Source organism: Ruegeria sp. CDSA033 (genome assembly GCF_059612305.1).
Genome location: NZ_JBXWQI010000028.1, coordinates 1 through 22,762 on the forward strand (window position 1 = coordinate 1; position 22,762 = coordinate 22,762).

Genomic DNA, 22,762 nt, shown 5'->3' on the forward strand with positions numbered 1-22,762 from the left:
ATCAGACATGGTCACCGCTCTATTTTCGAACCGTGAATCACGCAGCCAAGCGGAAATCAATGGGTCCTGACCCTAATCTAGGCGTCGAGCCAATTCTTCAGCGCTTTCGTCGTAGTAGACCATCAACATCTTTATGTCTGTGTGGCCAACCATTTTCGCCAGGGCAAGGACATCCAGTTTTTTTGACAAGGTGGTAATGGCCGCATGGCGCGAGTCATGAAACGTTAGCCCCTCGATGTTCGCCTTGTCGCGGGATTTTCGGAACAGAACATCCAATTGACGACTGCTTAGTCCAAAAACTGGGTTTTGCTCTGGAAGAGCCTCCAGCAATCGAACGGCCTCCGATGAAAGCGGAACATCGCGCGGTCTACCGTTTTTAGTATGGTTTAGGCGAGCGACACGCCGGTTAAGATCAACCCTGTCCCATAGAAGGCCCGCGATTTCGCCCGCTCGCATCCCTGATTCCATCGCAAATAAAAATGCGTGAACAGCCCTCGCCGTGGCCTTGGACAGATCCTCGCCAGCGCAATGGCGCAATCGGTCGATCTCATCTTTGGTCGGTAATCGGTCTCGCGCTGGCGGTTTGGACGGCTTCCGCACATCGGCCAGCGGGTTCTGCGCTATGAGACCCCACTCTTTGCGCGCCGTATTCATCACGGTAGACATGAGCTGCATTTCCCGAATTACGCTGGCGGGCGCAACCTCACGCAGGCGACGATCACGCCAGTCAGCAAAGTCCTTCGGAGCAACGTTTCCCAGAGTTACTTTAGCGATCTTGTCGCGCTTCAGCTTCTCCAATCGGATTGTTTCCCATCGCGCGCCTCGCTTCTTGGGAGATTCCTCACGTGCGTAGCGGTCGAACAGTTCGCCAATCGTCAACTTTGCGGCGACTTTTTCACTATTCAAAATCAAGTATTCCTGCCGCGCAGCCCAATCCTTGGCTTCTTGCCGGGTTGGGCAGACCTTCGATTTACGCACACCTTTACGCGCGATCTCCACTCTGTATCCTGATTTCAGCTTTCGTATTGAGGCCATGAATTACGCACCATGCGGAAAATATGCGTAATTCATCGCGCAAAACTACGCACAATGGCAAGCACTACCTAACGCACCAATCCGCAAAACCCTTATTTTGCATCTACTTGAGCGCATCCTGTCGCATAGTGGGGGAATTGCTGGTGCGGGCGGTGGGACTCGAACCCACACGGGCATACGCCCTTCAGATTTTAAGTTACTGAGTCCGAGATATTTTGTGACCTAATAGCACCTATTGAGGGTCCGCGAGCCCAAGAAAACAAGACATCATCGTCTCATAGCACGTCCTGAGACCTCTCAGGACTTAACCGAAACATGGCCTGAAACATGGCCTACGGAGGCGAACGAAGATGACGATGAAACTCACACAGGCAATAGTGTACGGACTGGCTGAGGATCATCCACCTGGCGCTCAGATCTACGACAGCGAGGCGAAGGGTTTGCGCCTCGTCGTGGGCAAGCGCGGAATTTCTTACAAGCACGTCGGGCGCATCAACGATGGCACCGACCGTTACGTTTCCGTCGTGATCGGCAGGATTGATGAGGTATCACTACGCAGTGCCAGGGAGCGCTCTGCGGAACTTCGGCTGGCGCTACGGCGAGGCGATGACCCGAGAGCCAAGAAGGTTGCGGTGCCGACCATTGCGGAGGCACTTGAGCGCTACCTCGACGGGCGACCTGACCTTAGCGAACGGACAGTCTCATGGTACCGCCAGAAGGTCGACGGTTCGCTCGGTGGTCTGCGGAGGCTGCCGGCAGATCGAATCGACCGCGAAACCGTAAGGTCACTTCACGAGAGGCTGACCAAGAAATCTGGACCCTATTGCGCTAACGGCGCGATGCGAGTGCTCAAGCTGCTGTTGAACGACGTTGCTCGCACCCATGATCTTCCTCCAAATCCGGTCACGCGCGGCGTGCGAATGAACAAGGAGCATGCGCGTGACTGGGCGGTCGGCCCTGATGAGATGCCTCAGCTCTGGCACGGATTGGATGCGATGGAGGACCGTGTTCGTCGCGCCTGCTGGCTGCTAATGCTGACCACGGGCCTTCGCTCTACGAACGCACGCTCGGCGAGGTGGGAACATCTTGAGGACGATGGGGTGCTGTTCATACCCCGCGCCAAGTCGGGACGTAATTTCCACCTACCGTTGCCACTCCTCATGATCCAGGAACTCAGTGAGGTGCGCGAACTTACGAAGCCGCTTGAGAGCCAGTTCATCTTTCCGTCAGCGACTTCTAAGTCGGGTCACATCGAACAGATGGTTCGACTTAAGTCTTTCCCCTACGCGCCGCATCAGATGCGCCACACATATCGCACCCACGCGCTTGAGGCGGGCGTGGATTTCCAGTCGGTTACGATGCTGATGGACCACGCCAACGCCCACGTCTCGTTCAACTATGTCACCCGCGCCCATCTGACTGTTCATCTGCGGGAGTGCCAAGAACGTATTTCCAATCGATTGCAATCACATAGATACGCGGTACGTTAACTTCTACCAAGACGTTAGGCGTTGTCGGTGCTTTCATAAAGCGATGCCACGCGTCATTTTGAATAGTATGGGTGCTTTGTGATAAGTAGATTGAAAAGCAGCCACGTTTTATTCTTGTCCCGGACCCAGACAGCTCAAAAACCCTCTCAGTCTCCGAGCGCCGGTGCGAGCATGTTTATTCAAGCCATTGCCGGTCACTAATAGGACTGCCTCGTTGGGTTGAAGCGCATTGGTTAACGCGTTTCGTTTTTACTGCACAATACAGCCCGAACCGCGTGATTTCAGTCTGGTCTTTCCAAGCGATCCTTCGCCAGTAATCGAAGCATCCAAATCGACAACCCTGCAGTTGCCGTTTTTCAAATCGAGATACAGATAGCTTGAGAGGTTTTCTTCTTGTGAGAATTGGCCAAACCCTGGCACTGTACCGTTGCTATTGCCGAATGCATTGGTCCAAAGTTCAAGAAAGTCGCCCTCACGATACTGATTACCACCAGATCCTTGCTGAAACATTTGAACGGACATCCCTTTTGGAAACGATGATTGGTTGCCTTTTGTACCATCAGAACAAACCATGCGTTGATTTTGGACATCACAGGTTCGCTTGATCTCAAAATTTCCACCAATTGGAATAATATCGCCAACATTCGAATTAAATTCTACCTGTAGACCATTGCATTCCAGTTGTGAGCCTGAGAGTAGCAGTTCGTCTCGAACGACCCGAATTATTGATCGAGTTCGACATGTTGACCTTTGGCCAAGAAATCGTCCTTTGTATAGGGTGTCGACTACAATGGTTGTCACGCGGCTTCCGGCTTGTGGCAGCGCGGTGCTTGGGAGCATGGTTGCTAGTAAGAAAGCAACCAAAGAGAGCGCCCTAATAGTCCGAATCACAGTCAAATCAGCATCTCCACTGTTCGTTAAACCAAACACACGATGATGATGGGCGGTTACTCCTCGGTGGTGGATTTCCACCTGCAACTCTTGCACAGCTTCCGTCACGCGACCGACTAGTACCAGATGGGCATGTCTCTGGCTGACAACTTCCGTTGATCAAAACATATTCACTGCCACACCAATCTGAACACACATTGGTCCGTCCTGTTCTTAGTAGATCTAGATGTTCTGGGTTCAGAAAACGTGCTACTTCATCTGATCCTTGTGTTGCAAAAAAGCTCTTCAAAGCACCATATGTACTCGGACCCCAAAGCCCGTCTACAGTTCCAGGTGAACAACCCAATCGCTCCAGTTCCCGTTGCATTTCTTTGACTAGTTCCTCTTCGCTCAAGAAAACTGGGTTTGAAGGCAAAGATTTGTCGATCTGAGCATCACCATCGCCTTGCGGTGTTACAAGAATTGCCAGTGCGAATGGGAGAGCGGCAAGGGTCTGCTGATCTGGCTCGCCGGTCTCTAGAAGCCCTTGGTCTCTCTGAAAAGAAATAAGAGCACTGCGGGTTCTAAGTGATATTTTTCCGGATATGGGACCAGGGTCATAACCAAGGTCTTGCAAGGCTTCCTGTACCTCTTCAATTTGCGTTTGAACTGGTTTTGGTTTCGGTGGATTGACAGGGAATGAGGCGGGCACTGGAAAGAAAAAGGCACCTTCTGACCCACGCAAGTCCCGAATAAGCGGTGTAATTGTCCTTTCCCAACGATAAAACTCGCGTAGTTCGGTGATTTCTTCACCGAGGTACTTGCGAAGTTCGCCGACGGTAACAAGGCCGTCCTTACCTCTAACATTCCCAGAGTCCGCTTCCCCGCGTAGCCCTTTAAGGAGCGCGTGCGTAAATATGGACCCCCCCAACGCATCAATAGCGATGGTTTGTTCGTTGCGTTTCCCCGCAGTAATAACATGACGCGATGGACCCTCGAGTTGTTCTCGGGTGATCCGAGCAAGATCAGATTGTGGTGCGGCACCAATCAGACCGGAATAGCAAGCGTCCATTAGGTAAAGTACATGTCGCGCTTTGATATAACTGTCCCAGAATCTAATATTTTCCATCGAGATCATACTGGATCTCTTCACGCGAAGGCTTTTTTCCAACGCTAGAAATCCTCTTTCTTGCTCACCCGGCCCAATAGTGTGGCCATGGCCGGACCAATAGAACAAGAAACGATCATTTTCTTGGACATTGTCAGCAAAGAAATCAAGCATTAGTTCTTCCACACGTCTTTTTGTGACTTTGTCACCAGTCAAAACGTGGACGTGATCAAAACCTGCTTCATTGAAGAGATAATCGCGCATTCTGATTGGGTCTTGCTTCGTCGGAAGCGGATCAAAATCGTCAAATTCATGCACCCCTATGACGAGAGCAAAACTCCTCTGGATTTCAGTGAACCCAGCCCTAAGCAACAACTTATCCACAGGCGACTGCTGATTTGGCTTGACGAATGGCTTGTCTATTCCCTCCGCGCTGAGAGGAGAAGCTAGAGCGAGTAGAAGAGCAAAGAGCTTTGATCTCATGGCGCATCAAGCTCGCGTCGCTTCTGCTCCAGTTCGATCTCTGCGGTCGCTATAGCAATTCGCTTCGCTCTGTAGTCGTTCAGTTTTCCCAGGGCACCAAAAACAGCCGTTGCAAGTGTCGTGACGGCACCGGCGAGTGCTGCAATCGATTTGAACGCGCTGTCTTCCCCGCCTTGCGGCGTTACACCTTCTGGTACAGAGGGCAACGAAAACCAGAAGGACAAAAGCCCGATCCCAATAATAAGGAAAGCAAGAATTACAAACCAGTTTTTGATAACCACAAAATCACTCCAAATTATCTGTCCAAACTCCTAGAATAATCACCGTTGCAGGTTCAGCAAAGCAATGGTTCCGACGAAAAATTCTTTGCCTTTGGCGATCCAATAATTTTCGCTGCGATGGCGAATAATCCTCGCTTCTTGCCTATTCTACAACGTTATGAACCGAGAGAAAAGTTCTGAGCGCAATATTACATTCTGTTAACTGAATATCTGATGGTGCGCATTAGGTTCACACATACAATTCTACGATAGAATTATCGCACGCTTTTTCTTTATTTGTTGGATTGGGCTGAATCAAAATCACATTAATGGTCAACACAACTCTTTAGACATCCATAATAATATTGAACCAAGTCAGCGAGGCGGTAGATTGGAACAGATTGTCGAAAGGCTCGCGCGCATTGAAGAGTTGCTGAGGCCACAAACGGACCCGCTGTTTCAGCGAGAGTACCTCAACATAGACGAGGCGGCGGAGTTCATTGGAGTGAGCCGCCAGACCCTAGACAGGTGGCGAATGGAAGCGAAGGGTCCTGCAGTCCATCGTGTCGGACGGCGCGTGCTCTATTCAATCTCTGATCTGCGGGCGTTCATGGACGAGCACCGGAGAGAACCCCTCGCCTAGAGGCGAGGGGTTAACTGCAATTTTTGGCAAATCGGGGCGAGCGCCGGAAGCTTTGACCCTCCGCCCTTCCACTCATGTATCTGATTCATATGAAAAAGCCGCATTCCAGCCGCGCAAGCCAGTGTACCAAGTGTTTATATACCCGGCGGTATCCGTTGGCGTAATGACTCGTTGTCGAGGGTTACGATCCTCTTCGATGAGCGAATTAGCCCGTCGCGTCTTGAGGGCGCAACGGGCCGGATGATCAGGAAAAACACGTACCCGTTTTGGAGGCGAACACATGCTTGAAAGCTATCCTGTCACGACGTCGAACGTCGTGAAACCCACACTTGGAAACCTCACCCCCCGACAATCGGCCTTTGATGGATCGGAATTGATCGGCAGCTTTGTAGTCCCAAATCATGGCGGCCATTCCAATTGTCGACAGCCACACACCTCACCCAACCAAATGGTCAGGCCATGGTTGCATCTTCGGCTTTCCAAGGCCTTGGTAAAGATCTGTACGCCAACTTCAATCTTCCAGGGGGCGCCATCGTGACTGAGATCAAACCCGATGTAAGCCAGGCTATCCCGCTTCTCGAAGCGGACTATGACTTGATTCCCGTGAATCGGTGGAATCGGAAAGCGAAAGACAAGGCCGACAATATCCGCGATCTTGGTAAAGTGCCTGTGCAAAAGGACTGGACAAATCGCCCGTGCGATAATGCCGCAACTCTGTCTCGAATGGGCCGAGGAGAAGGAAATACAGGAGTGAGGCTCGGGGACAAGGACCTTGTGATCGATTACGATCCACGTCATGACAGCGGTCGATGGGGCGTCTCCGACTACGTTGAGTTCATCCTGCAAAATGGTCTTGATCCCACAGATTGGCCCACGGTTCGAACGGGCTCTGGTGGTCTACACCACTATCTGAAAAAGCCAGCCGACCTCTCGGTCGTAGACCGTCTAAAGGACTTCCCTGGCATCGAGATCAAATCGAGAGGCCACCAGGTAGTCGCACCCGGATCAATCCACCCCGAAGGAAAGATGTACAGGTGGATCGAATTCCCAGAAGACTTGTGGATCGATGGAGTCCCAATGGCACCTCAGTCATTGCTGGAAGCGGCCCAGAGGTCAATGAGGAAAGAGACAATTAGTTCGAATTCGGGATTACATACGGCTGAGGAAGTTGCCGAGATGTTAGAGGCGTTAGACCCCGAGGCATTTCGAGATCAATCGGACTGGCTCGAAATCATGATGGCTTGCCATCACGCCACAGAAGGAAGTGGCCGCGAGGAGTTCATTGCATGGTCGACCTCGGACCCAATCTACGCGGACCACCAGGTTATGATCGGCGCACGCTGGGACAGCCTCGACACTGAAAAGGCGGGAGGCATAACCTACCTTACATTGTACAAGGCGCTGTGCGACATGGGCCGCGCCGATGTCATACCTCGCCCCGATCCATGCGATGACTTTGAAGAGATCGAGATAGAAGAAAGAGGTGAATTGGTGGCATGCCAATGGCCAAACAAGTTGACTTACGAAGTCAAACACGGAGCCAAAAACGCGCGCCTCTTCCTAGGTCACCGGCCGGATCGTGTGTTATGTTCGGATGGCACCTTCTACGAATTGCGGGAGGGGATATGGAAGACGCTCGAAGAGGCTATGCTGAAAGCGGAGATCAGGAAGACTGATCCCACCGATGTCCTCGACGTCGAACACGTCAGAAAAATCGTGAAGGGCATCTCGGACTTACGAGCAACAAGCGCGCGCCCATTTGAGTGGATTGATGAGCCGCTACTCGACACAGATCCTGCAGATATTGCGCTGTTCAGAAACGGTCTACTTGATGTTAAGTCGCGGCAACTATATCCGCTCGATGGCAACTACTTCGCCACCGGCCTGCCAGATCACGCGTACGACCCAACGGCAGGCTGCTCAGCATGGCTGCAGTGGCTTGGCGAAACCTTAGACGAGTCCTACCACCCGACACTCCAAGAGTGGATGGGATATCTCATGACTGCGGACACTCGAGCCCACTGCTTCATGAACCTTGTAGGCGTAAAGCGCGGCGGCAAATCGACGGCGGCTCACGTCTGTCGTGCACTCGTCGGGAAACAACACGCTCATTCATCAGCGCTATCTGGACTAGGCGAGAGCTTCGGTCTGGAGCCCTGCTTAGACAAGCGTTTGCTGGTGGTACCTGACGCCCACGACGTTTCTGGATCAGGACGCACACTTGCGCTGGAGCGTATCAAGATGGTGACGGGTGGCGACGAAGTCGACGTCAACCGTAAACACAAAGCCGTCGTCCAAGTCACATTGCCGACCAAGCTCATGGTGGTTGCAAACAAACTGCCGAAGTTCATTGATGAAAGTGGAGCGTTGGCAGCAAGAACTCTGATCGTCCGCTTCGATCAATCGTTCTTGGGCCGGGAGGACCGCAACCTCGGGCGGAAGCTAATCGACGAAATGCCTGGCATCGCAAACTGGGCCCTAGATGGGTTGGAGCGCCTACGATCGAACGGGCTTAAATTCACAATAGGTGAAGCGGGTCATATCGAGGCGACGACTTCGCAAATGAGCCAATCGCCCGCTCTCCGCTTTGCCCAGAACAGGCTCGAGGTCACCGGGGACCAAGCCGATGCTGTCGCAATGCGTGAGGTCTACTTGGCGTATCGGGACTGGGCATTCCACGAAGGACTATCAGGCGGTGAGGTTCGCAATCAAACCGATCTTGCCTCCGACCTGAGAGCAGCGCTCCCTGCGGTCAATTACAGACAGCGACGTCTCAAGTCACGCGTGGGCAAAGCTGGAAAGCCAACCTACTGCCTAGTAGGCGTCAAAACCGTGATTGATACGGAGGATTTCGACGACTAGACTAAGCGTCACTTGGCAGTGCTAAGCGTCACATTACACTTATAGGGTTGATGTTAATGCACAAAAACCAATCCCAGGCGCCACATGGAACTGGACCAAAATGCGCTTGCGAATGATCTTGTTGCACTTTCCGATTGAAGCGATCGGAATATGATCGTTCCTTTTCCAAACTGTCAATTGACGCCTAACAGAGGGAGCATGAACAAATAAAAACAAGGCCTTATGCGTCATGTGGCAGTGTCACTTAACGCCACAAAGGCTGAGGGGATAGCGCAATTGGTTTGGGAAGTACTTCTCGCCCCTTGTGCAACGTTGGCATCGTTTGCCCGAAACACTTGGCATATCTGTTCGAGACGGATGAGACGAACCGGCCATATTGTTTTCGCCGAGGACCTAAGGACACCAGATCTCTCATCCCGTCTGGAGTGCCAAAAAGCCCAACAAAAACAAGGCCTTGTACGTGGTAAATTTCTAGGCCCTGCCATGGGCCCGAAACAGGTGAACTATGGGTAATGCTGCAATACAGATCAGGCCCGCCGCAAGGGCCGATGCGCCGAGCCGGTACCGGACACGCTCCGAGATACCTTCAGACGTGGACGAGCGGTTCCTGTCGGCGCTGTCTGAGTTCGGCCAGGTCACCTACGCCGCGAACGTCTCCGGCATGGCGCGGCGCTCCCTCTACGAGCGGCGGCGACGTGACCCCGAATTTGCAGCCAAGTGGGACGAGGCCATCGACACCTTCGAGGAGACGCTGACGCAGAGGGTGATCGCGACGGCGCTCCACATGGGCACAGGCCGCTGGGTCCCCGCCATAGACCCCGACACGGGCGAGGCGGAACTTGACGAGGACTTCGAGCCGGTGATGCGTTTCGACTGTTCGAACGTGGACCCGAGGATTGCGGTGCGCCTCATCGGCCTGAGGATAAGCGGCGTGAACGAGGCGGCTACAGTCGCCATCCAGAACAACGTCGTGGCCCCGTCCGCGCCCAAGCTGGTCTCGGGTGCCCCGATAGACGTGGATGCGATACTCGCCGAGTACGAGGACCTGGGCACCGATGACGAATAGGGTCGCAGAACAGGGACCTGTGGTATCGGTCGAGGTGCTGTTCGACGACGGTACGGTGCTGCTTAACGACGAAGGTCTTACCTGCAGGGCTGCAGCGGACGCTCAGCACCTGTTCGAGGAGATCGACGGATCCGAACCCAGGTTGCCCTACCGTGACGCGGCGGCGCGACTGGGTCAGGCCCGTCGCCTTGCATCCGACGGCTCGCTTACCGTAGCGGATCGCCGCCGCCTGCTGGAACATGTGACGGACACGCCGGTGCTCTCGTCCCCCGTGGTCCACCCGGTCATCTCCGTCGAGTTCGTCGAGCCACCGGATTGGCAGGTCGTCGAGGCACTGGCCGACGACGCCTGGCTGGACAGCGCACCCTCTCCGCTGCTGACTGCCACGACCACTCGGACCGATGACGGCGCTGCCGTTGGATGCTGTGCCGCTCGGTTCGCAGACGAGACCCAGCGTGAAGAGGCCATTCGACGTATTGCCAGCGATCATCGTCTCTCGCGCGGCCAGCGGCGAACAATCTGCGAGCGTATTGCCAGGACGCCAGTGGCTGCTTCCTGAAGCAATTTGCGGCTCGAGTCGAACTGCTGGTCTACTTCCGCGACGACACCCAGCACAGTGAGTGCATGCTATGAGGAGGCAAACGAGATGTTCGAACGGACAAGAGGCTTAATTCTAAGTGATCGGAACGCGGCGCGAGAGACACTGCTTAAGGAGATGGCCGAGGACGAGCGCCGATCGGTCGAAGCGGAGCTCGACGTCATAGAGCGTGAGGAGGCCGACCGGGTCGAGCGCGAAAAAGCGCGAGCGCGAGAGGCACAGGCTCTCACGGACGTCCGGAAAAAGCTCACGGATGCCAGAATTAGCCAGCACCGATGGGCAGTTTCGTTCGACGAGGCGCTCTCGGATACCTGCAAAGCATTTGAGGCGCTCGAGGAGCTTTCGGTGGAGGTCGCGAGACTCGAGAAGCTCACCGGCGACGGCAGCGGTAAGAGACCAGTGATCGTCAGTCACGCGAGAACAGGAGCGCTGGTTGCTGCCTTCTGGGACCGGGCGCGACCGCTCGCAAAGCGGATCGGCCTTCGCGCGGTGCCTGGGACGAACAATAACATCAAGCCGCTCGCATCCGTCTATCCCGCAGAGAGACGCTGAGGGCAGGATCGAAAAGCGCGGAGACGCATTCGCGTTTGGGCGCCGACGGCCACTTTTCGGCGCTGCGCTCCAGAATACCGAGATCTTCGAAAATCAGAGGAGATGAACTGATCATGGAATACCAGCCACAGACAAGAAAGCAGGTCCTGGACGGCCTCAGCAAAGCGACGCAGGCGATCGCCGAAGGGGCCAATGACGAGTTGGACCGGCTCGCTAAGGCTAGGGTCGAAAGGACTGACGAGACCTTCCTAAAAGCCTACGAGGCCGTGTGTGATGCGCACCCAGATCTCACGGAACGTGCGATAAATGGAACGACATATCTGCGACCCGAATTGCTGCCGCTGAGCCACGAGGAGTTCGACTTCGACCTGGCCGTCAGAAACAGCGATGAGACGAGCGCCCTGAAGTCCAGCGTAGAAGACCGGGCAGCGGATCGGGAGATGTTGCGGCGCGCCCAGGAAGAGCAGGTCCGCAGCGCGAGACGCGGCCGCCTGCTGAGCCTTCCGGATGCGATCGAGATCATCCGAGGCAGACGAACCTAGAGGCGTATTCGCGGTGTACAGGGCGCGTTCCTGCTGCGGCCTCCTCCCGCACCACTACCGACCCGCGAAAACGTGGCCCCGGCGTTTTAACCGTGCGCCGGGGCTACTCCCTCTGCGGGAACGGTATCAGCAGTCGTCCCGCAGAACGGCTTCTACCGCCCCCGTCAGTGATGCGATGGTCATGTGCCTGTAGGGTACGTACTTGTCTCTTGAACCTTCGGCGATGCTCGGAGCCAGGCCGAACTTGTTGGGCTTGTCGGTCGCAATGGACGGTATCTCCGCCATGCGTATGAGCCAGGACATGGCTATCTCCAACGTATCCTTCTTCACCACGACGCATATCAGCACGCCAGGCTTGCCCTTGCCGAAAGTAGTCTTCTGCACATCGAATTGGACAGTTCTGACCGGCTTCTCGGAATCTAGTAGCCAAGCCTTAACCTGAATGGGGAGCGCGCGTCCGCTCTCCTTGCCCAGGATCACTAGGTCGATGCCGTGGTCGTCCGAGAGCGGCTCGAACGGAGAGAGGCGGCCCGAGGACTGCGACATCAGTGCCGTAGCCACGTGCAGTTCCGCGATCTTGCCCCTCTGGGTCGAGGTCAGCCCGCCGTTCTGTCCCATAATTTATCCTATTTTGGGATACTTCTGTTTCGGGATCACCGCGACCTGTACGGGCAGTCAAATGGAACGTGCGGGTGGCCAAGAGCATCTACGACGACGAGTACAGGTCGCTCATCAAGCGACTGCGCGATCATCGCATTTCAGTCGGCATGACCCAGCAGGCCCTCGCTGACGCCTTGGGGAAGCCGCAGTCATTCATCGCAAAGGTAGAGGGATACGAGAGGCGCCTGGACGTCATTGAATTTGTCCACTGGTGTAAGGCGCTTGATGTAGACACGTCAGACCTACTAAAAATTTAGGCTGGCAACTTTGACGTAAGTTCTACGAACGGCAAAATCATGCGCAATGTGCATCAATTGCTAAGGGCAAAGGACTTTGCGCCTGAAACCAGCTTAACATGACTATGGAATTGCTAAACCAGCAAAATGGTAGATTTGTTTCTCGATTGGCGAAGCTCAAATTTGTCGGCGCAGCACAAAGGGTATGTACGAGAGCTGCACCACAATCTATATCTTGAGTGATAGGGGCTATCTGGCCATAGATTAGCTAGATGTTAAAAAACTTCGTCTTCCCTTTGAAGTAGACTATGAGCGGCAAATCGAAATGAAATCAGTTGAGCTATTCGTTGGCGCCGGCGGCCTCGGACTAGGTGTCAGCCAAGCCGGGTTTACACCTGCAGCAGTCGTGGATTGGGACAAATGGGCCTGCGATACTATTCGCCAAAACCAAGAGTTGGGTCTGAAACACCTGACCGACTGGCCATTGTACGAAGTTGATGTCCGAGAGTTTGATTTTTCAAACATTGGAAACGAAGTTGATTTAGTGACCGGTGGCCCACCATGCCAGCCGTTTTCGCTAGGTGGAAGACACAGGGCTCACCTTGACCAGCGCGACATGTTTCCCCAAGCGATCCGCGCCATAAGAACGTTAAAACCGCGTGCATTTGTCTTCGAAAATGTAAAAGGACTCACACGAACAACGTTTGCAAATTATCTTGAATACATTCGATTGCAGCTAAGGCACCCCGAGTTCGTTGAAGCAGAGAACGAAAAGTGGCTAGATCACTTGGCGCGTCTGGAAGAATATGAAACCAGAGGGCGATACCGAGGCCTAGAGTATAGGGTTGCGTTGAGGGTTCTCAACTCTGCGAACTATGGCGTACCGCAGAAGCGTGAGCGTGTCTTTATTGTGGGCTTTAGGTCTGATACTTCAATAGATTGGCATTTCCCAGACCCGACACATTCGCAAGACGCCTTGCTTTGGGACAAGTGGCGCTCCGGTGACTATTGGGATCGTTTCAAGGTTTCAAGAAGAGACCGCCCCAGCGACGAGCGCCAATGGCGGCGCGCACATCGCTTGGATGTGCGCCCAGAAGCTGAACGTTGGAGAACTGTAAGAGATGCAATCGCCGATTTACCTGATCCTGAAAAATCACCGAAGCGATCGGCGACATTCAGGGATCATAAATTCCAGCCCGGCGCAAAAAGTTACCCCGGGCACACGGGAAGCCCATTGGACGAGCCAGCAAAGACACTTAAAGCTGGCGTGCACGGAGTTCCCGGTGGCGAGAACATGCTAAGGCGTCCCGATGGAAGCGTAAGGTATTTCACCGTTAGAGAGTCCGCGCGCCTCCAAACATTTCCAGACAAGATGGTGTTCCACGGCTCCTGGAGTGAAACCATGCGCCAACTCGGAAACGCTGTCCCAGTCGAACTCGGCAGAATTGTCGCGAAAAGCGTGAAGGACAAATTAGGTTCTAGTTGAGTCCCCTCAACAGCAACGATTGTAAGTCCACAACATCAATTGGCGGATAGGCGTCGAGATGACCGGAGATTTCAGCCGTAATTCGTTTGGGTGTTTTGTCCTCCACGCAGTCAAGTGCCCACTTTCGGCCCGGGTGTAAAGTATCCCAAGGTGTTTTACGATGAGTCCGTGTTTTGTTGTCGTCACCGTGCCTTCCAATCCCAAAACAGATTTTTGTTTCTTTGTTCCAAATCGGCTTGAAGTACTCGATTAGAAGGTTTTCTGCCGCCACCTCGAAACCACTCGACGTAACTAGATAGCGTACTTCAAAGTCCTCTACATCCAGTCCCTTTTTACCCGACACGGCCGCAATACTCTTTCGATGGTCATTGATCCGCCCCCATAGCTTCTCGCCTTGTTCTGTAGGACTTTTTGCGTTTCGATCTTTTGGGTCGCTTTTTCCAGTGTATAGAGGAGTTTCCGTTCCAGAAATCTTCTTATACGCTTGAAATTTTCCATTGTAGTAAATCGCATAAACGCCCGAACCGTAAAACCGATCTACATTAGACAAAGGGTATTTAGGTTGCACCAATAGCGCGGCTGCCGCGAACCGACCCATATAGCTTGGGTTCGAAAGATCAAAAATGTAATCTGGCTGCTTTACGGCATCCAGTTCGGCTTCCAATTCACGAAGCACTTCCATTTTTGCAACTAGCTCTTGCCGCAGTTGTTTCTTTTTCAGCGCACTCAAGCCTTCGACCGCTGCCCTTACTTTATCCAGATCAGCGGTTAGTAGATCTTGCGCCACTGAATTAGAGCCAGAAAGTGCCCCGCTGACTACCTTTCCATCCTTCTCAAGCCAAGCTTTAAACGCCTCGACACAATATAGCGGTCCCGTCGGTCCCTCGGAGACCGCTTTTGGAAAATCAGGTTTACGGTTAGACCAGTTCCAAACAGCTTGGCGCGAGACGTTTGCGATTGAAGCAAGCTCGGTCAAGGAAGCTAGTTGCGAGTTTTTCATGCAGTTAATCCTGTGTACATAGATGAAGTACACAGATTAGAGCCAAGTCCAAATCCAGTCAAGTGTGTACGCGATGCGCGTACACACTAAACAACATGATCTCGCAATACCTCGTAGCGTCTCTGGATCGCGGAACCGTCATTGGACGACTGCGCGAGTTCATCAAACTCGATAAGCTTGAAGTCCACCCCATCTTTTTCTGCTGCAAACAGTTCTCGGTTGGCCTTCCGTAGATCCTCAAACTGCGTGAGCTCTGCACGCCCGAAGCTAATAGGCCGACCTTCGGCCAACAAACGTGACACCAATAGGTAGTAAATCACTATCATACCGGTGGACCGCAAGAGTTCGTCTCTATCAGCGAAAATATCCGCCATTTCGTCGAGTGCGTCAACGACAGCGCTTACAACACCTTCAAAATCCCGCAGGCTTTTTCCGTCCTCTTTTGCTGATTTCACAAAATAGTCTAGTGACGCTTTTTTTGTGTCAACAAAGTCGTGACTTTCTTGGAGATAGACCAATTTGGCAGCCAAATCGTGATGCCGGTATCTCGACGCGGACACCCTTGATTTGGTTTTGAAAAATTCATGTTCTGCTAAGTCTCTAAAGACTAGCGGCAAAGGCCCTCCAAAAGCATTCCGCTTTTCAGCTGCAGCAAGTGGCACCGCTTCATTCAGCCTAGAGAACATGTCTTCAATGAAATCCAGATCATCAGCCAATACAGTCTGAACTGAAAGCGTCCGAGCGTGTAACCTCGACAGAAGCCTGGGATATTGTTCGGACAGTTCACCGTATTTCATGTTTCCAGCGGTAACACTTGGATCGTCCGCATAAACAAAGTCCTTTCCCAATGCGAATTTGCCATCGAAAAACTCCCAGATCGCCTCAAGCCTCTGGCGCCCATCAATAATGGCATATCGCATATTAGGTTGAGCATGAGACCCAATCAGATGATGGAAGTAGAACTTTGGAATGTCATAGCGATTGATGAGTGAGTCTATGAACAGTTGTTTTTTGTTCAGCGACCAGACGCCGCCGGGTCGCTGGTAATCAGGGTCGATCTGAACGGCATCTCGCATATCTACCAGCCCTAGAACCGAAGAGTCGGCCATTGCACTAATTTCGAAAGAAGCCATTACGCCAAGCCCTTCGCATGCTCAGAGACGTTGCTCAACTCAGGGAATAGCGAAAGCTCGCTCACATTTAACAGCTGCAGTTCCCTTCTAAGGTCTGTCTTTGCGCCCTTAGGAATCTTCAGCTTCCAAAGGTACTGGTTGTCCTCTACTGAATCCAGAGGCGAGAGATCCTTGTGAAAGACCGTGAATACTCCTTGCTGCATCTGAATACGTGCGTTGTTTCTCAGTGCAATTGCTGCGAGCGGTTTATGTGGTAAGCGTTGCGCCTCCATCCGGCTGGGCAAATAGTCGTTCAGATGCTCATCGTCCCCCAACCCTGGGATGTCAGTGGTCGTGTCGCCGGGTATTGCAAATCGGTTTAAGGCGAGAGGCAACAACCCCCAAAGACAACCATCAACATCATCGTGTTTGGAACCACTTCCATTAATGGCAAAATAAAGGGCAACGAGCGCACTTTCGGTCCAGTCCAACAGTCTTGTCGGCAGCCCATGGTGCTGCATTACGAATAGCCACTCCCATTCACTTTCTGGGCGGGAACTCATCAGCGGAAGAGCATTTTGTTTGAAACGCTTTATCAGCGGCAACTCTTTTTCAAGGCCACCAAACCGCTCAAGTGAACAACTTAAATTCCAAGCCGCGTCGCCCTGCCCCCGATACCAAACAGGCTCTCCGCTTGGAACTTGATCGCTCAAGCTTGCCAACAAATCTGCGACGCTCCCGATTTCCTGCTCTTCGTACTTCATTCAAATCCAATCAGTTTTTGGTACCCGCGGCCGGACTCGAACCGGCACGGCGTTTCCGCCTGGAGATTTTAAGTCTCCTGTGTCTACCATTCCACCACGCGGGCGAGCGTGTCGGGCCTATTTCGGGCCCGAAAAAACCAGTAAGGCCACAAGGCCATGAATACAATGCGTTTTACGGGCGGAAGCGAAGGATTTTAAGTCTGATATGTCTACCATTCCATCACGCCCGCTCAGCGTGCCAAGCCTCTGTTGGACCTCAGGAACTCAGTAAGGCCATCAGATCACGATTTCAATGCGTTTCGCCTGGGAAAATTTGGCATCAAAACGTCGCGGTATCCCCCGCTTTTTCCCAGCCCTTCCATCGCCGCGGCACTTCAATCACTTTCTCTTGGGCTGCATGTCGCTTGCTTAACCTCCACTTGTAGTTAAACTATGCTGCAGAGCAGAAAAGCAATTGAGTTAAGTGTGAGCACCGAGCAAAAGTCCTTTGAGGATCGTATCGCCCAAATCAATAAACGCACGGAAGAAACAGCCCGGAAAAATCCCACACCCAAAACCGATAACATCTGGAAACGCCTCGCCTATCCGGGGGCATTCTTGGGCGCATTTACGCTTGGCTCCACGGTGGTTTTTCTGACCCGTTTCATTCAGTTTCAAATGGTGGGCGTGCCGGAAGCTGGCAAAGCAAATACACAGGACTTTATCGGCATCGCGATGGCCAGCCTGGCGGGTATGGTCATTTCGATGTTTCTCAGGGACAAGCAAAAAGAGTTCGCAAGTGCCAGCACAGTTGGGGTATTGTTGACAACTTTCACGTTCCACAATCTGGTTTGGGCTTACCCCGTTCAATTCGAACGAATGTATAGTGAGGACTGGGTTGAGTTCATGCAAAAGATTACCGAGCCCTCCAGCCTTTACGTCTTTGGCATTACAATCGGCTTAAGCTGACAATCAAAGGCTGAACAGGTCGTCTTTACATGCGAAGTGGTCCTGAAAGAACTCAAAGCTCGACACAAGTACTTTGATGCCCCCCGCCCGTCGATGCCTAGGGTGGTTTGGTGAACCCGGGGACTTTAAGTACCGACGATCGGCTGATCGGTGCTAACTACCGTGGCTAAGCTTGGTGCGTGCTATTCGAAGTAAAATTTTGATGTCGACATTTCCGCGGCGAAAAAGAAACAAGGGCAAGCGCCGAGATAGTGTCCCCATCCGACTGGAACAGATTCGATCTGTTCACACGGTCGTTCCGGCAAGCTAGAACATTTTAGATTTTGAAGATTAAATGGTGCCCCACACGGATTCTGACGTCAATAAAATCAACAACTTACATGGAAATTTTTTTCTCGTTACGTACATCTTACGTCTTTTTACCTGAAAGGTGATGGTCTCCCTTTAAGTTGACGTAACGCTCTACTTCCCCGAAAAAGTATCCAGTAATCTTAGGAAACAATCTCCTTCCAATGCCTCTCTTCTAGTCCAGACTTCAGCAGAAACACTGGTCCTTCCGCAAGCCTCTATCTGGTCCATGTCACACTTGTCTTGGGAACACTTCACGACGAAAGATATCTTTCAACACTCGAATACGCTGACTATTCACCCAGCATACAAGTAAAGCAAAAGCGAAATGTCGAAATGTCGAAATGTCGAAATGAGCCCTTACCGGACCTTGATCACACCTCGGTCTTTCGCTCATGCGGCAGGTCGAGAACTACTTAAACCGGACATTCTCTGAGTGGTACGCAGATGGCGGTGACGCGGACGAACCGGCCTGATGCACGTGCGGCACATTTTGTCGGACTCGACCGACCAAGAGCACGATAGTTGCGCGGCACTGCAACGCAATTTCCCCAAACCGGACGCTCGCAGCCTCCCAAATCGCAAAAAGCCAATCCGGCCGTTCGCTGCTATGTTGTCCTAAGTCTCAGTTGCGGGACAAAGCTACAGGAGAAAAACCCACATCAGCCGCTCGGTCGTCGTCGGTGGGTGCTAAAAGAGACGTTGCAAGATAAGTACCTAGTCGGTTTGCTAGTCGCTGCCGCAAATCAACCTTTCAGAATGATGCCTGCCTTGACTTTTTTAGGACGAGACCAAGCTGAACGTAGCCTAGTCCGAAGTTTCTATTGCATGAACAGGGTTCGCCATAGATCATCACGAAGTTTCAATTAGGAACTTGAGGTAATGCAATGGCCGAACTGGGCGCGTTTCAAATCAGATCCGAGAGTGACGTCAGAAACTGTGAAGCTGAGATGTCTCTGAACGAAAGGTTGCCGGAGACGAGCATCCTTGACGTATTCGTCAACTCCGCCGCCCGCACGCCTGATGCCACTGCCATCACCATGCTGATGACAGGCGCTCCGGATGAGCAACCCCGGCGCGTAAGCTATGAGCAATTGCTTCGGTTGATCCGACAAGCGGCCAATCTTTTTGCCGAGATTGGTGGTCCGGCACCGGGCGTTGCCTATATGTTGCCCAACTTGGTGGAAACACACGCCACCTTGTGGGGCGCGGAAACGGCGGGATATGCGGTGCCCATCAACTTTCTGTTGCAGCCTGATAGCGTTACCGAACTGCTCAAGGCGGCGGATGTGAAGATTCTCGTGGCGCTTGGGCCCCATCCTCAGTTGGACATCTGGGAGAAGGCGCTTGCCGCAAGCGCAGAGATCCCTGAGCTGAAACTGGTGCGCGTCGCGGCACCAGGTACGCCTGCGGAAGAATACGTGATTGACTTGGTAGAGGCACTGTCGGTCCAACCGGATGATCGCCTAACCTTTGGCCCCCCCCGGCAGGGTGACGATGTGGCCGCCTATTTTCACACTGGTGGCACAACCGGTACACCCAAGCTGGTGGCCCATACCCATCGCAGTCAACTGGTCGCAGGCCTTGGCGGAGCAATTATGCTTGGCTATCAGCCAGATGACGTGATGACCGCCACTTTTCCGCTCTTCCACGTTGCCGGCACAATCGCTAGCGGAATTTGCGTGTTCATGGCGGGTGCCGAACAGGTGATAGTCACGCCCTCTGGGATGCGCAACCCTGTCGTGATTGAGGACTTCTGGCGGCTGGTTGCCGATCACAAGGTCACCCTCGTCGGCGGGGTGCCGACAGCGATTGGCGCGGTCCTGCAAAACCCGGTGGGAGATCACGATATCAGTGCCGTCCGTGCGGGCATCACCGGAGCGTCCTTGCTGCCTCCCTCTGTCAGCCGGAGATTCAAGGAGGTCACGGGGGCCACACTCCACGAAGTGCTGGGTATGACCGAAGCCTCCGGGCTGATCAGCATCGATCCGATCAATGGGCCGGGCAACGCCGGGTCCGTGGGCTGGTCCTTGCCCTATACGACAACGGAAGTTCGAAAACTGGGCAGCGATGGCAGCCTTGGGGCCGTCTGCGACGTCGGGGAGATAGGCGTCATCGCCATCGAAGGCGAACACGTTTCACCGGGCTATCGCAATCCGGCAAGTAATGATGGCGTATATACGAACGGGGTCCTGAACTCGGGCGACTTGGGGTACAAAGATGCTAAGGGCTGCCTATACGTCGCGGGGCGCTCCAAGGACCTGATCATTCGCAGTGGCCATAACATTGATCCGGTGATGATCGAAAACGCAATGACCACGCATCCTGCCGTCGCGCTCGCAGCGGCAGTTGGAATGCCAGATGCCTACGCTGGCGAATTGCCGATCTGTTATGTGCAACTTCAGCAAGGAGCGGATGCCGACCTCGATGACCTCAAAGCACATGCGGAAGCCACGATCGATGAACGCCCCGCGTGGCCTAGGGTCATCGAGATCATCAATGAAATTCCCCTGACCTCGGTCGGTAAGATTTTCAAACCCAGTCTGCGTTGTAATGCGGCTAAGATGGTGGTGTCCAAACTCTTGCGCGAAGAGTTTGATTTGCCTGACGCCGATGTAAGCGTCTTTGCGGGAGGGCCGCGGGGATTGCGTGTTGATGTCAAAATACCGGAGAATAGCCGGTCGGCTGCAGCGTCGGTCGAAAGCGCGCTAGAGGCTTATCTCTTTGAAAGCCGTATTTCGGTGCAATAGGTTCATTTGAGTTGACCTTAGTTCACGCCCATACAGATTGTGTTCTTTAGGTGCGAATATTTGCTTGGTTTCTCCGCCCAGTCATCTCGTATCGTACTCTTTTTTGATGGGACGTTCGCTGCCGGAGTGGGGATGCCAACCGGTGACTTCGTATGGCATCGGATGTCAGGTCGTTCCACAGCCTTAAATGCATATTTGGCTAGTTTGGCTGCAAAGTGGCAGAGCCTAAACTACCTTGGTGACAGACGTGCGCGCGAACTGTGGGTTTGTTCCGCAACTCGATCATGGGTTCTTCGGTCGGTGCTGTCAGACGAATTCGAACCAGTCTCAGCTAGGCCAGCATAGCTGCCCTTTATGCCGCACCAAGTTCGCGCCACTCGGCAAGAGCGGCGGTGCGCGTCAGCTTGAAGGTGTCTCGGCTGGCTAGCGATCTTTCCTGATTGAAGTGGTTGTAGACGGAAGAATGGACGGAGGCGAATTTCTGCAAACTTCGCATACGCCTGAAACGCTGCATTGCGCGTTCTCTTCGTCGGAACGGCAGGTGCGAATTCTCAACGCGGTTGTTGAGCCACCTGCCCGTCCTTTGTTTTTCGAGAGCACCCAATTCTCTTAGAGCAGCCTTGTAGGAAGCGAAGCGGTCGGTGACGATCTTTTTGGCATTGCCGTGCCGCTTCATCAATTTCCTGAGGAATTTCAGTGCCGCAGCTTTGTTTCGGCGTTTTGTGACGACCGCTTCCAGCACCTCGCCTTCGTGATCCACAGCTCGCCACAGATATTGACGCTTGCCATTCACCTTCACGAAAACCTCGTCCACGTGCCACTTCCATTTGGAGAACGCGCGCAGCTGCTGAACACGCTTCCGCCGTATCTCAGCAGCGAACATTGGACCAAACCTGTTCCACCAATATCGGACAGTTTCATGGCTGACATCGATCCCGCGTTCATGCAGCAGATCCTCGACATTCCGAAGCGAGAGCGGTAACCGGATGTACAGCATCACCGCAAGGCGGATGATCTCGGGACTGGTTTTGAAGTACATAAAAGAGGCAGGTCTGGTCACGGTCAAAAGCTACGCAACCACCCTGCCCCACTCAAGCAAAGTTCTTCTTACAAGACCCGAACAACAGTATCTCAAAGATAAGCATTTCTCTTTTTGAACGTTTTTGGAGGATCAAACCATGTCCCGAGCTTTAATGCAGGACATGATTTGGGTTTGATGCACCAATACCGAAGCCAACTACACAGAACAGTGCTAAACAGTTACGGCCTGCAACACTTGATCACGCGTCAGGGTATCTCGTGTTCCTTTGACCAGGACTTCTCCACGTCGCAACACGACAAACCTGTCAGCAAGATCAAAGGCGAAGTCGAAATACTGCTCGACTAAGACAATTGCCATTCCGCTCGTCTTTCTGAGGTGCCGGATCACTTCGCCAATCTGTTGGATTATGTTCGGCTGAATCCCTTCGGTTGGCTCATCCAGCAGCAGCAGGCGCGGTCTTGTGATTAGTGCACGCGCGATGGCCAACTGTTGCTGCTGCCCGCCTGAAAGGTCGCCCCCGCGCCGGTTTTGCATTTTTTTGAGGACCGGGAACATATCAAAAATATCATCTGGAACGAAATGTTCGCTGGCAGGCAGACAGGAGAAGCCTGTTTCCAGATTTTCTCGAACCGTGAGCAATGGGAATATTTCGCGACCTTGAGGGACATATGCCACACCTTTCCAGGCCATCTGATGAGCAGGCAAGATACCCATCTGCTTTCCGTCAAGCTCCAGTTCGCCACCGGAACGGGGATGCGCTCCTGAGATTGCCTTCATCAGGCTGGTTTTTCCGACACCGTTGGTCCCCATGACACACGTTACTTCACCCTGTAAAGCTTCCATGGAAATCCCGTTGAGAATTTTCGAGTGCCCATAATGCAAAGTCAGATCGGTCAGCTTCAACATT

The 22,762-nt window shown here is 53.1% G+C and carries 21 protein-coding genes and 1 tRNA gene; 11 read left to right on the top strand and 11 right to left on the bottom strand.

The window, feature by feature from the left end; genetic code table 11:
* Nucleotides 1–72: 72 nt before the first annotated feature.
* A complete protein-coding gene (locus tag AC2FLA_RS20690) occupies nucleotides 73–999 on the bottom strand; it encodes a tyrosine-type recombinase/integrase (protein ID WP_496724884.1) in 927 nt (308 codons plus the stop codon).
* A 386-nt stretch (nucleotides 1,000–1,385) separates the two neighbouring features.
* Between AC2FLA_RS20690 and AC2FLA_RS20695 the strand changes: the two genes are divergently transcribed.
* Nucleotides 1,386–2,525, top strand: a complete 1,140-nt coding sequence (locus AC2FLA_RS20695; protein WP_496724885.1) for a tyrosine-type recombinase/integrase — start codon at nucleotides 1,386–1,388, stop codon at nucleotides 2,523–2,525.
* Between the two features lie 249 nt (nucleotides 2,526–2,774).
* On the opposite strand, the gene AC2FLA_RS20700 is transcribed toward AC2FLA_RS20695, so the two are convergent.
* The 3 genes from AC2FLA_RS20700 to AC2FLA_RS20710 all read right to left on the bottom strand — a co-directional run bounded on the left by AC2FLA_RS20700 (nucleotide 2,775) and on the right by AC2FLA_RS20710 (nucleotide 5,267).
* Nucleotides 2,775–3,326 (bottom strand): hypothetical protein, encoded by a 552-nt coding sequence (locus tag AC2FLA_RS20700; RefSeq protein ID WP_496724887.1) that lies wholly within the window; start codon nucleotides 3,324–3,326, stop codon nucleotides 2,775–2,777.
* A 97-nt stretch (nucleotides 3,327–3,423) separates the two neighbouring features.
* Nucleotides 3,424–4,986 carry a peptidoglycan-binding protein gene (locus AC2FLA_RS20705; RefSeq protein ID WP_496724892.1) on the bottom strand — a complete coding sequence of 521 codons (1,563 nt, stop codon included), beginning with the start codon at nucleotides 4,984–4,986 and terminating at the stop codon, nucleotides 3,424–3,426.
* Nucleotides 4,983–5,267 (bottom strand): hypothetical protein, encoded by a 285-nt coding sequence (locus AC2FLA_RS20710; protein ID WP_496724894.1) that lies wholly within the window; start codon nucleotides 5,265–5,267, stop codon nucleotides 4,983–4,985. The genes AC2FLA_RS20705 and AC2FLA_RS20710 overlap by 4 nt, the downstream gene beginning before the upstream one ends.
* Nucleotides 5,268–5,676: 409 nt before the next feature.
* On the opposite strand from AC2FLA_RS20710, the gene AC2FLA_RS20715 reads away from it, so the two are divergent.
* The 6 genes from AC2FLA_RS20715 to AC2FLA_RS20740 all read left to right on the top strand — a co-directional run bounded on the left by AC2FLA_RS20715 (nucleotide 5,677) and on the right by AC2FLA_RS20740 (nucleotide 11,509).
* Nucleotides 5,677–5,889, top strand: a complete 213-nt coding sequence (locus tag AC2FLA_RS20715) for a helix-turn-helix transcriptional regulator (RefSeq protein WP_496724943.1) — start codon at nucleotides 5,677–5,679, stop codon at nucleotides 5,887–5,889.
* A gap of 534 nt (nucleotides 5,890–6,423) precedes the next feature.
* A complete protein-coding gene (locus AC2FLA_RS20720) occupies nucleotides 6,424–8,751 on the top strand; it encodes a phage/plasmid primase, P4 family (protein WP_496724896.1) in 2,328 nt (775 codons plus the stop codon).
* Between the two features lie 505 nt (nucleotides 8,752–9,256).
* Nucleotides 9,257–9,817: a hypothetical protein gene (locus tag AC2FLA_RS20725; protein WP_496724898.1), complete on the top strand. Its 561-nt coding sequence runs from the start codon at nucleotides 9,257–9,259 to the stop codon at nucleotides 9,815–9,817.
* Nucleotides 9,807–10,376 carry a hypothetical protein gene (locus AC2FLA_RS20730; protein ID WP_496724900.1) on the top strand — a complete coding sequence of 190 codons (570 nt, stop codon included), beginning with the start codon at nucleotides 9,807–9,809 and terminating at the stop codon, nucleotides 10,374–10,376. The genes AC2FLA_RS20725 and AC2FLA_RS20730 overlap by 11 nt, the downstream gene beginning before the upstream one ends.
* 87 nt (nucleotides 10,377–10,463) lie before the next feature.
* Nucleotides 10,464–10,967: a hypothetical protein gene (locus AC2FLA_RS20735; protein ID WP_496724902.1), complete on the top strand. Its 504-nt coding sequence runs from the start codon at nucleotides 10,464–10,466 to the stop codon at nucleotides 10,965–10,967.
* A gap of 113 nt (nucleotides 10,968–11,080) precedes the next feature.
* Nucleotides 11,081–11,509: a hypothetical protein gene (locus AC2FLA_RS20740; RefSeq protein ID WP_496724904.1), complete on the top strand. Its 429-nt coding sequence runs from the start codon at nucleotides 11,081–11,083 to the stop codon at nucleotides 11,507–11,509.
* Between the two features lie 126 nt (nucleotides 11,510–11,635).
* Here the strand turns inward: AC2FLA_RS20740 and AC2FLA_RS20745 are convergent, their stop codons facing one another.
* Nucleotides 11,636–12,127, bottom strand: coding sequence for a hypothetical protein (locus tag AC2FLA_RS20745; protein ID WP_496724905.1), 492 nt, complete (start codon nucleotides 12,125–12,127; stop codon nucleotides 11,636–11,638).
* A 74-nt stretch (nucleotides 12,128–12,201) separates the two neighbouring features.
* Between AC2FLA_RS20745 and AC2FLA_RS20750 the strand changes: the two genes are divergently transcribed.
* Together AC2FLA_RS20750 and AC2FLA_RS20755 are read left to right on the top strand one after the other, a co-directional pair.
* Nucleotides 12,202–12,426: a helix-turn-helix domain-containing protein gene (locus tag AC2FLA_RS20750; protein ID WP_496724907.1), complete on the top strand. Its 225-nt coding sequence runs from the start codon at nucleotides 12,202–12,204 to the stop codon at nucleotides 12,424–12,426.
* Nucleotides 12,427–12,730: 304 nt separating this feature from the next.
* Nucleotides 12,731–13,891 carry a DNA cytosine methyltransferase gene (locus AC2FLA_RS20755; RefSeq protein ID WP_496724909.1) on the top strand — a complete coding sequence of 387 codons (1,161 nt, stop codon included), beginning with the start codon at nucleotides 12,731–12,733 and terminating at the stop codon, nucleotides 13,889–13,891.
* On the opposite strand, the gene AC2FLA_RS20760 is transcribed toward AC2FLA_RS20755, so the two are convergent.
* From AC2FLA_RS20760 to AC2FLA_RS20775, 4 genes are all read right to left on the bottom strand, one after another.
* Nucleotides 13,884–14,891, bottom strand: a complete 1,008-nt coding sequence (locus AC2FLA_RS20760; RefSeq protein WP_496724912.1) for an Eco29kI family restriction endonuclease — start codon at nucleotides 14,889–14,891, stop codon at nucleotides 13,884–13,886. The two genes, AC2FLA_RS20755 and AC2FLA_RS20760, sit on opposite strands and share 8 nt — an antisense overlap.
* Nucleotides 14,892–14,977: 86 nt before the next feature.
* Entirely contained in the window at nucleotides 14,978–16,000 is a 1,023-nt protein-coding gene (locus AC2FLA_RS20765; RefSeq protein WP_496724914.1) for a GmrSD restriction endonuclease domain-containing protein, read from the bottom strand.
* Between the two features lie 23 nt (nucleotides 16,001–16,023).
* Nucleotides 16,024–16,767 (bottom strand): FRG domain-containing protein, encoded by a 744-nt coding sequence (locus tag AC2FLA_RS20770; RefSeq protein ID WP_496724916.1) that lies wholly within the window; start codon nucleotides 16,765–16,767, stop codon nucleotides 16,024–16,026.
* A gap of 18 nt (nucleotides 16,768–16,785) precedes the next feature.
* Nucleotides 16,786–16,871 (bottom strand) — tRNA-Leu (locus AC2FLA_RS20775).
* Nucleotides 16,872–17,199: 328 nt separating this feature from the next.
* Here AC2FLA_RS20775 and AC2FLA_RS20780 point away from each other — a divergent pair.
* Together AC2FLA_RS20780 and AC2FLA_RS20785 are read left to right on the top strand one after the other, a co-directional pair.
* Nucleotides 17,200–17,715, top strand: a complete 516-nt coding sequence (locus tag AC2FLA_RS20780) for a hypothetical protein (protein WP_496724918.1) — start codon at nucleotides 17,200–17,202, stop codon at nucleotides 17,713–17,715.
* 1,235 nt (nucleotides 17,716–18,950) lie between these two features.
* Nucleotides 18,951–20,813 carry an AMP-binding protein gene (locus AC2FLA_RS20785; protein ID WP_496724920.1) on the top strand — a complete coding sequence of 621 codons (1,863 nt, stop codon included), beginning with the start codon at nucleotides 18,951–18,953 and terminating at the stop codon, nucleotides 20,811–20,813.
* Between the two features lie 352 nt (nucleotides 20,814–21,165).
* Here the strand turns inward: AC2FLA_RS20785 and AC2FLA_RS20790 are convergent, their stop codons facing one another.
* Together AC2FLA_RS20790 and urtE are read right to left on the bottom strand one after the other, a co-directional pair.
* Entirely contained in the window at nucleotides 21,166–21,852 is a 687-nt protein-coding gene (locus AC2FLA_RS20790) for an IS6 family transposase (RefSeq protein WP_496724922.1), read from the bottom strand.
* 213 nt (nucleotides 21,853–22,065) lie between these two features.
* Nucleotides 22,066–22,761, bottom strand: coding sequence for an urea ABC transporter ATP-binding subunit UrtE (urtE, locus tag AC2FLA_RS20795; RefSeq protein WP_496724924.1), 696 nt, complete (start codon nucleotides 22,759–22,761; stop codon nucleotides 22,066–22,068).
* Nucleotide 22,762: the final 1 nt, after the last annotated feature.

Coding starts and splice junctions, on each gene's coding strand:
- AC2FLA_RS20695 (WP_496724885.1), top strand. CDS start 1,386: ATGACGATGAAACTCACACAGGCAATAGTGTACGGACTGGCTGAGGAT.
- AC2FLA_RS20705 (WP_496724892.1), bottom strand. CDS start 4,986: ATGAGATCAAAGCTCTTTGCTCTTCTACTCGCTCTAGCTTCTCCTCTC.
- AC2FLA_RS20725 (WP_496724898.1), top strand. CDS start 9,257: ATGGGTAATGCTGCAATACAGATCAGGCCCGCCGCAAGGGCCGATGCG.
- AC2FLA_RS20730 (WP_496724900.1), top strand. CDS start 9,807: ATGACGAATAGGGTCGCAGAACAGGGACCTGTGGTATCGGTCGAGGTG.
- AC2FLA_RS20735 (WP_496724902.1), top strand. CDS start 10,464: ATGTTCGAACGGACAAGAGGCTTAATTCTAAGTGATCGGAACGCGGCG.
- AC2FLA_RS20740 (WP_496724904.1), top strand. CDS start 11,081: ATGGAATACCAGCCACAGACAAGAAAGCAGGTCCTGGACGGCCTCAGC.
- AC2FLA_RS20745 (WP_496724905.1), bottom strand. CDS start 12,127: ATGGGACAGAACGGCGGGCTGACCTCGACCCAGAGGGGCAAGATCGCG.
- AC2FLA_RS20755 (WP_496724909.1), top strand. CDS start 12,731: ATGAAATCAGTTGAGCTATTCGTTGGCGCCGGCGGCCTCGGACTAGGT.
- AC2FLA_RS20760 (WP_496724912.1), bottom strand. CDS start 14,891: ATGAAAAACTCGCAACTAGCTTCCTTGACCGAGCTTGCTTCAATCGCA.
- AC2FLA_RS20765 (WP_496724914.1), bottom strand. CDS start 16,000: ATGGCCGACTCTTCGGTTCTAGGGCTGGTAGATATGCGAGATGCCGTT.
- AC2FLA_RS20770 (WP_496724916.1), bottom strand. CDS start 16,767: ATGAAGTACGAAGAGCAGGAAATCGGGAGCGTCGCAGATTTGTTGGCA.
- AC2FLA_RS20780 (WP_496724918.1), top strand. CDS start 17,200: ATGCTGCAGAGCAGAAAAGCAATTGAGTTAAGTGTGAGCACCGAGCAA.
- AC2FLA_RS20785 (WP_496724920.1), top strand. CDS start 18,951: ATGGCCGAACTGGGCGCGTTTCAAATCAGATCCGAGAGTGACGTCAGA.
- AC2FLA_RS20790 (WP_496724922.1), bottom strand. CDS start 21,852: ATGTACTTCAAAACCAGTCCCGAGATCATCCGCCTTGCGGTGATGCTG.
- urtE (WP_496724924.1), bottom strand. CDS start 22,761: ATGTTGAAGCTGACCGATCTGACTTTGCATTATGGGCACTCGAAAATT.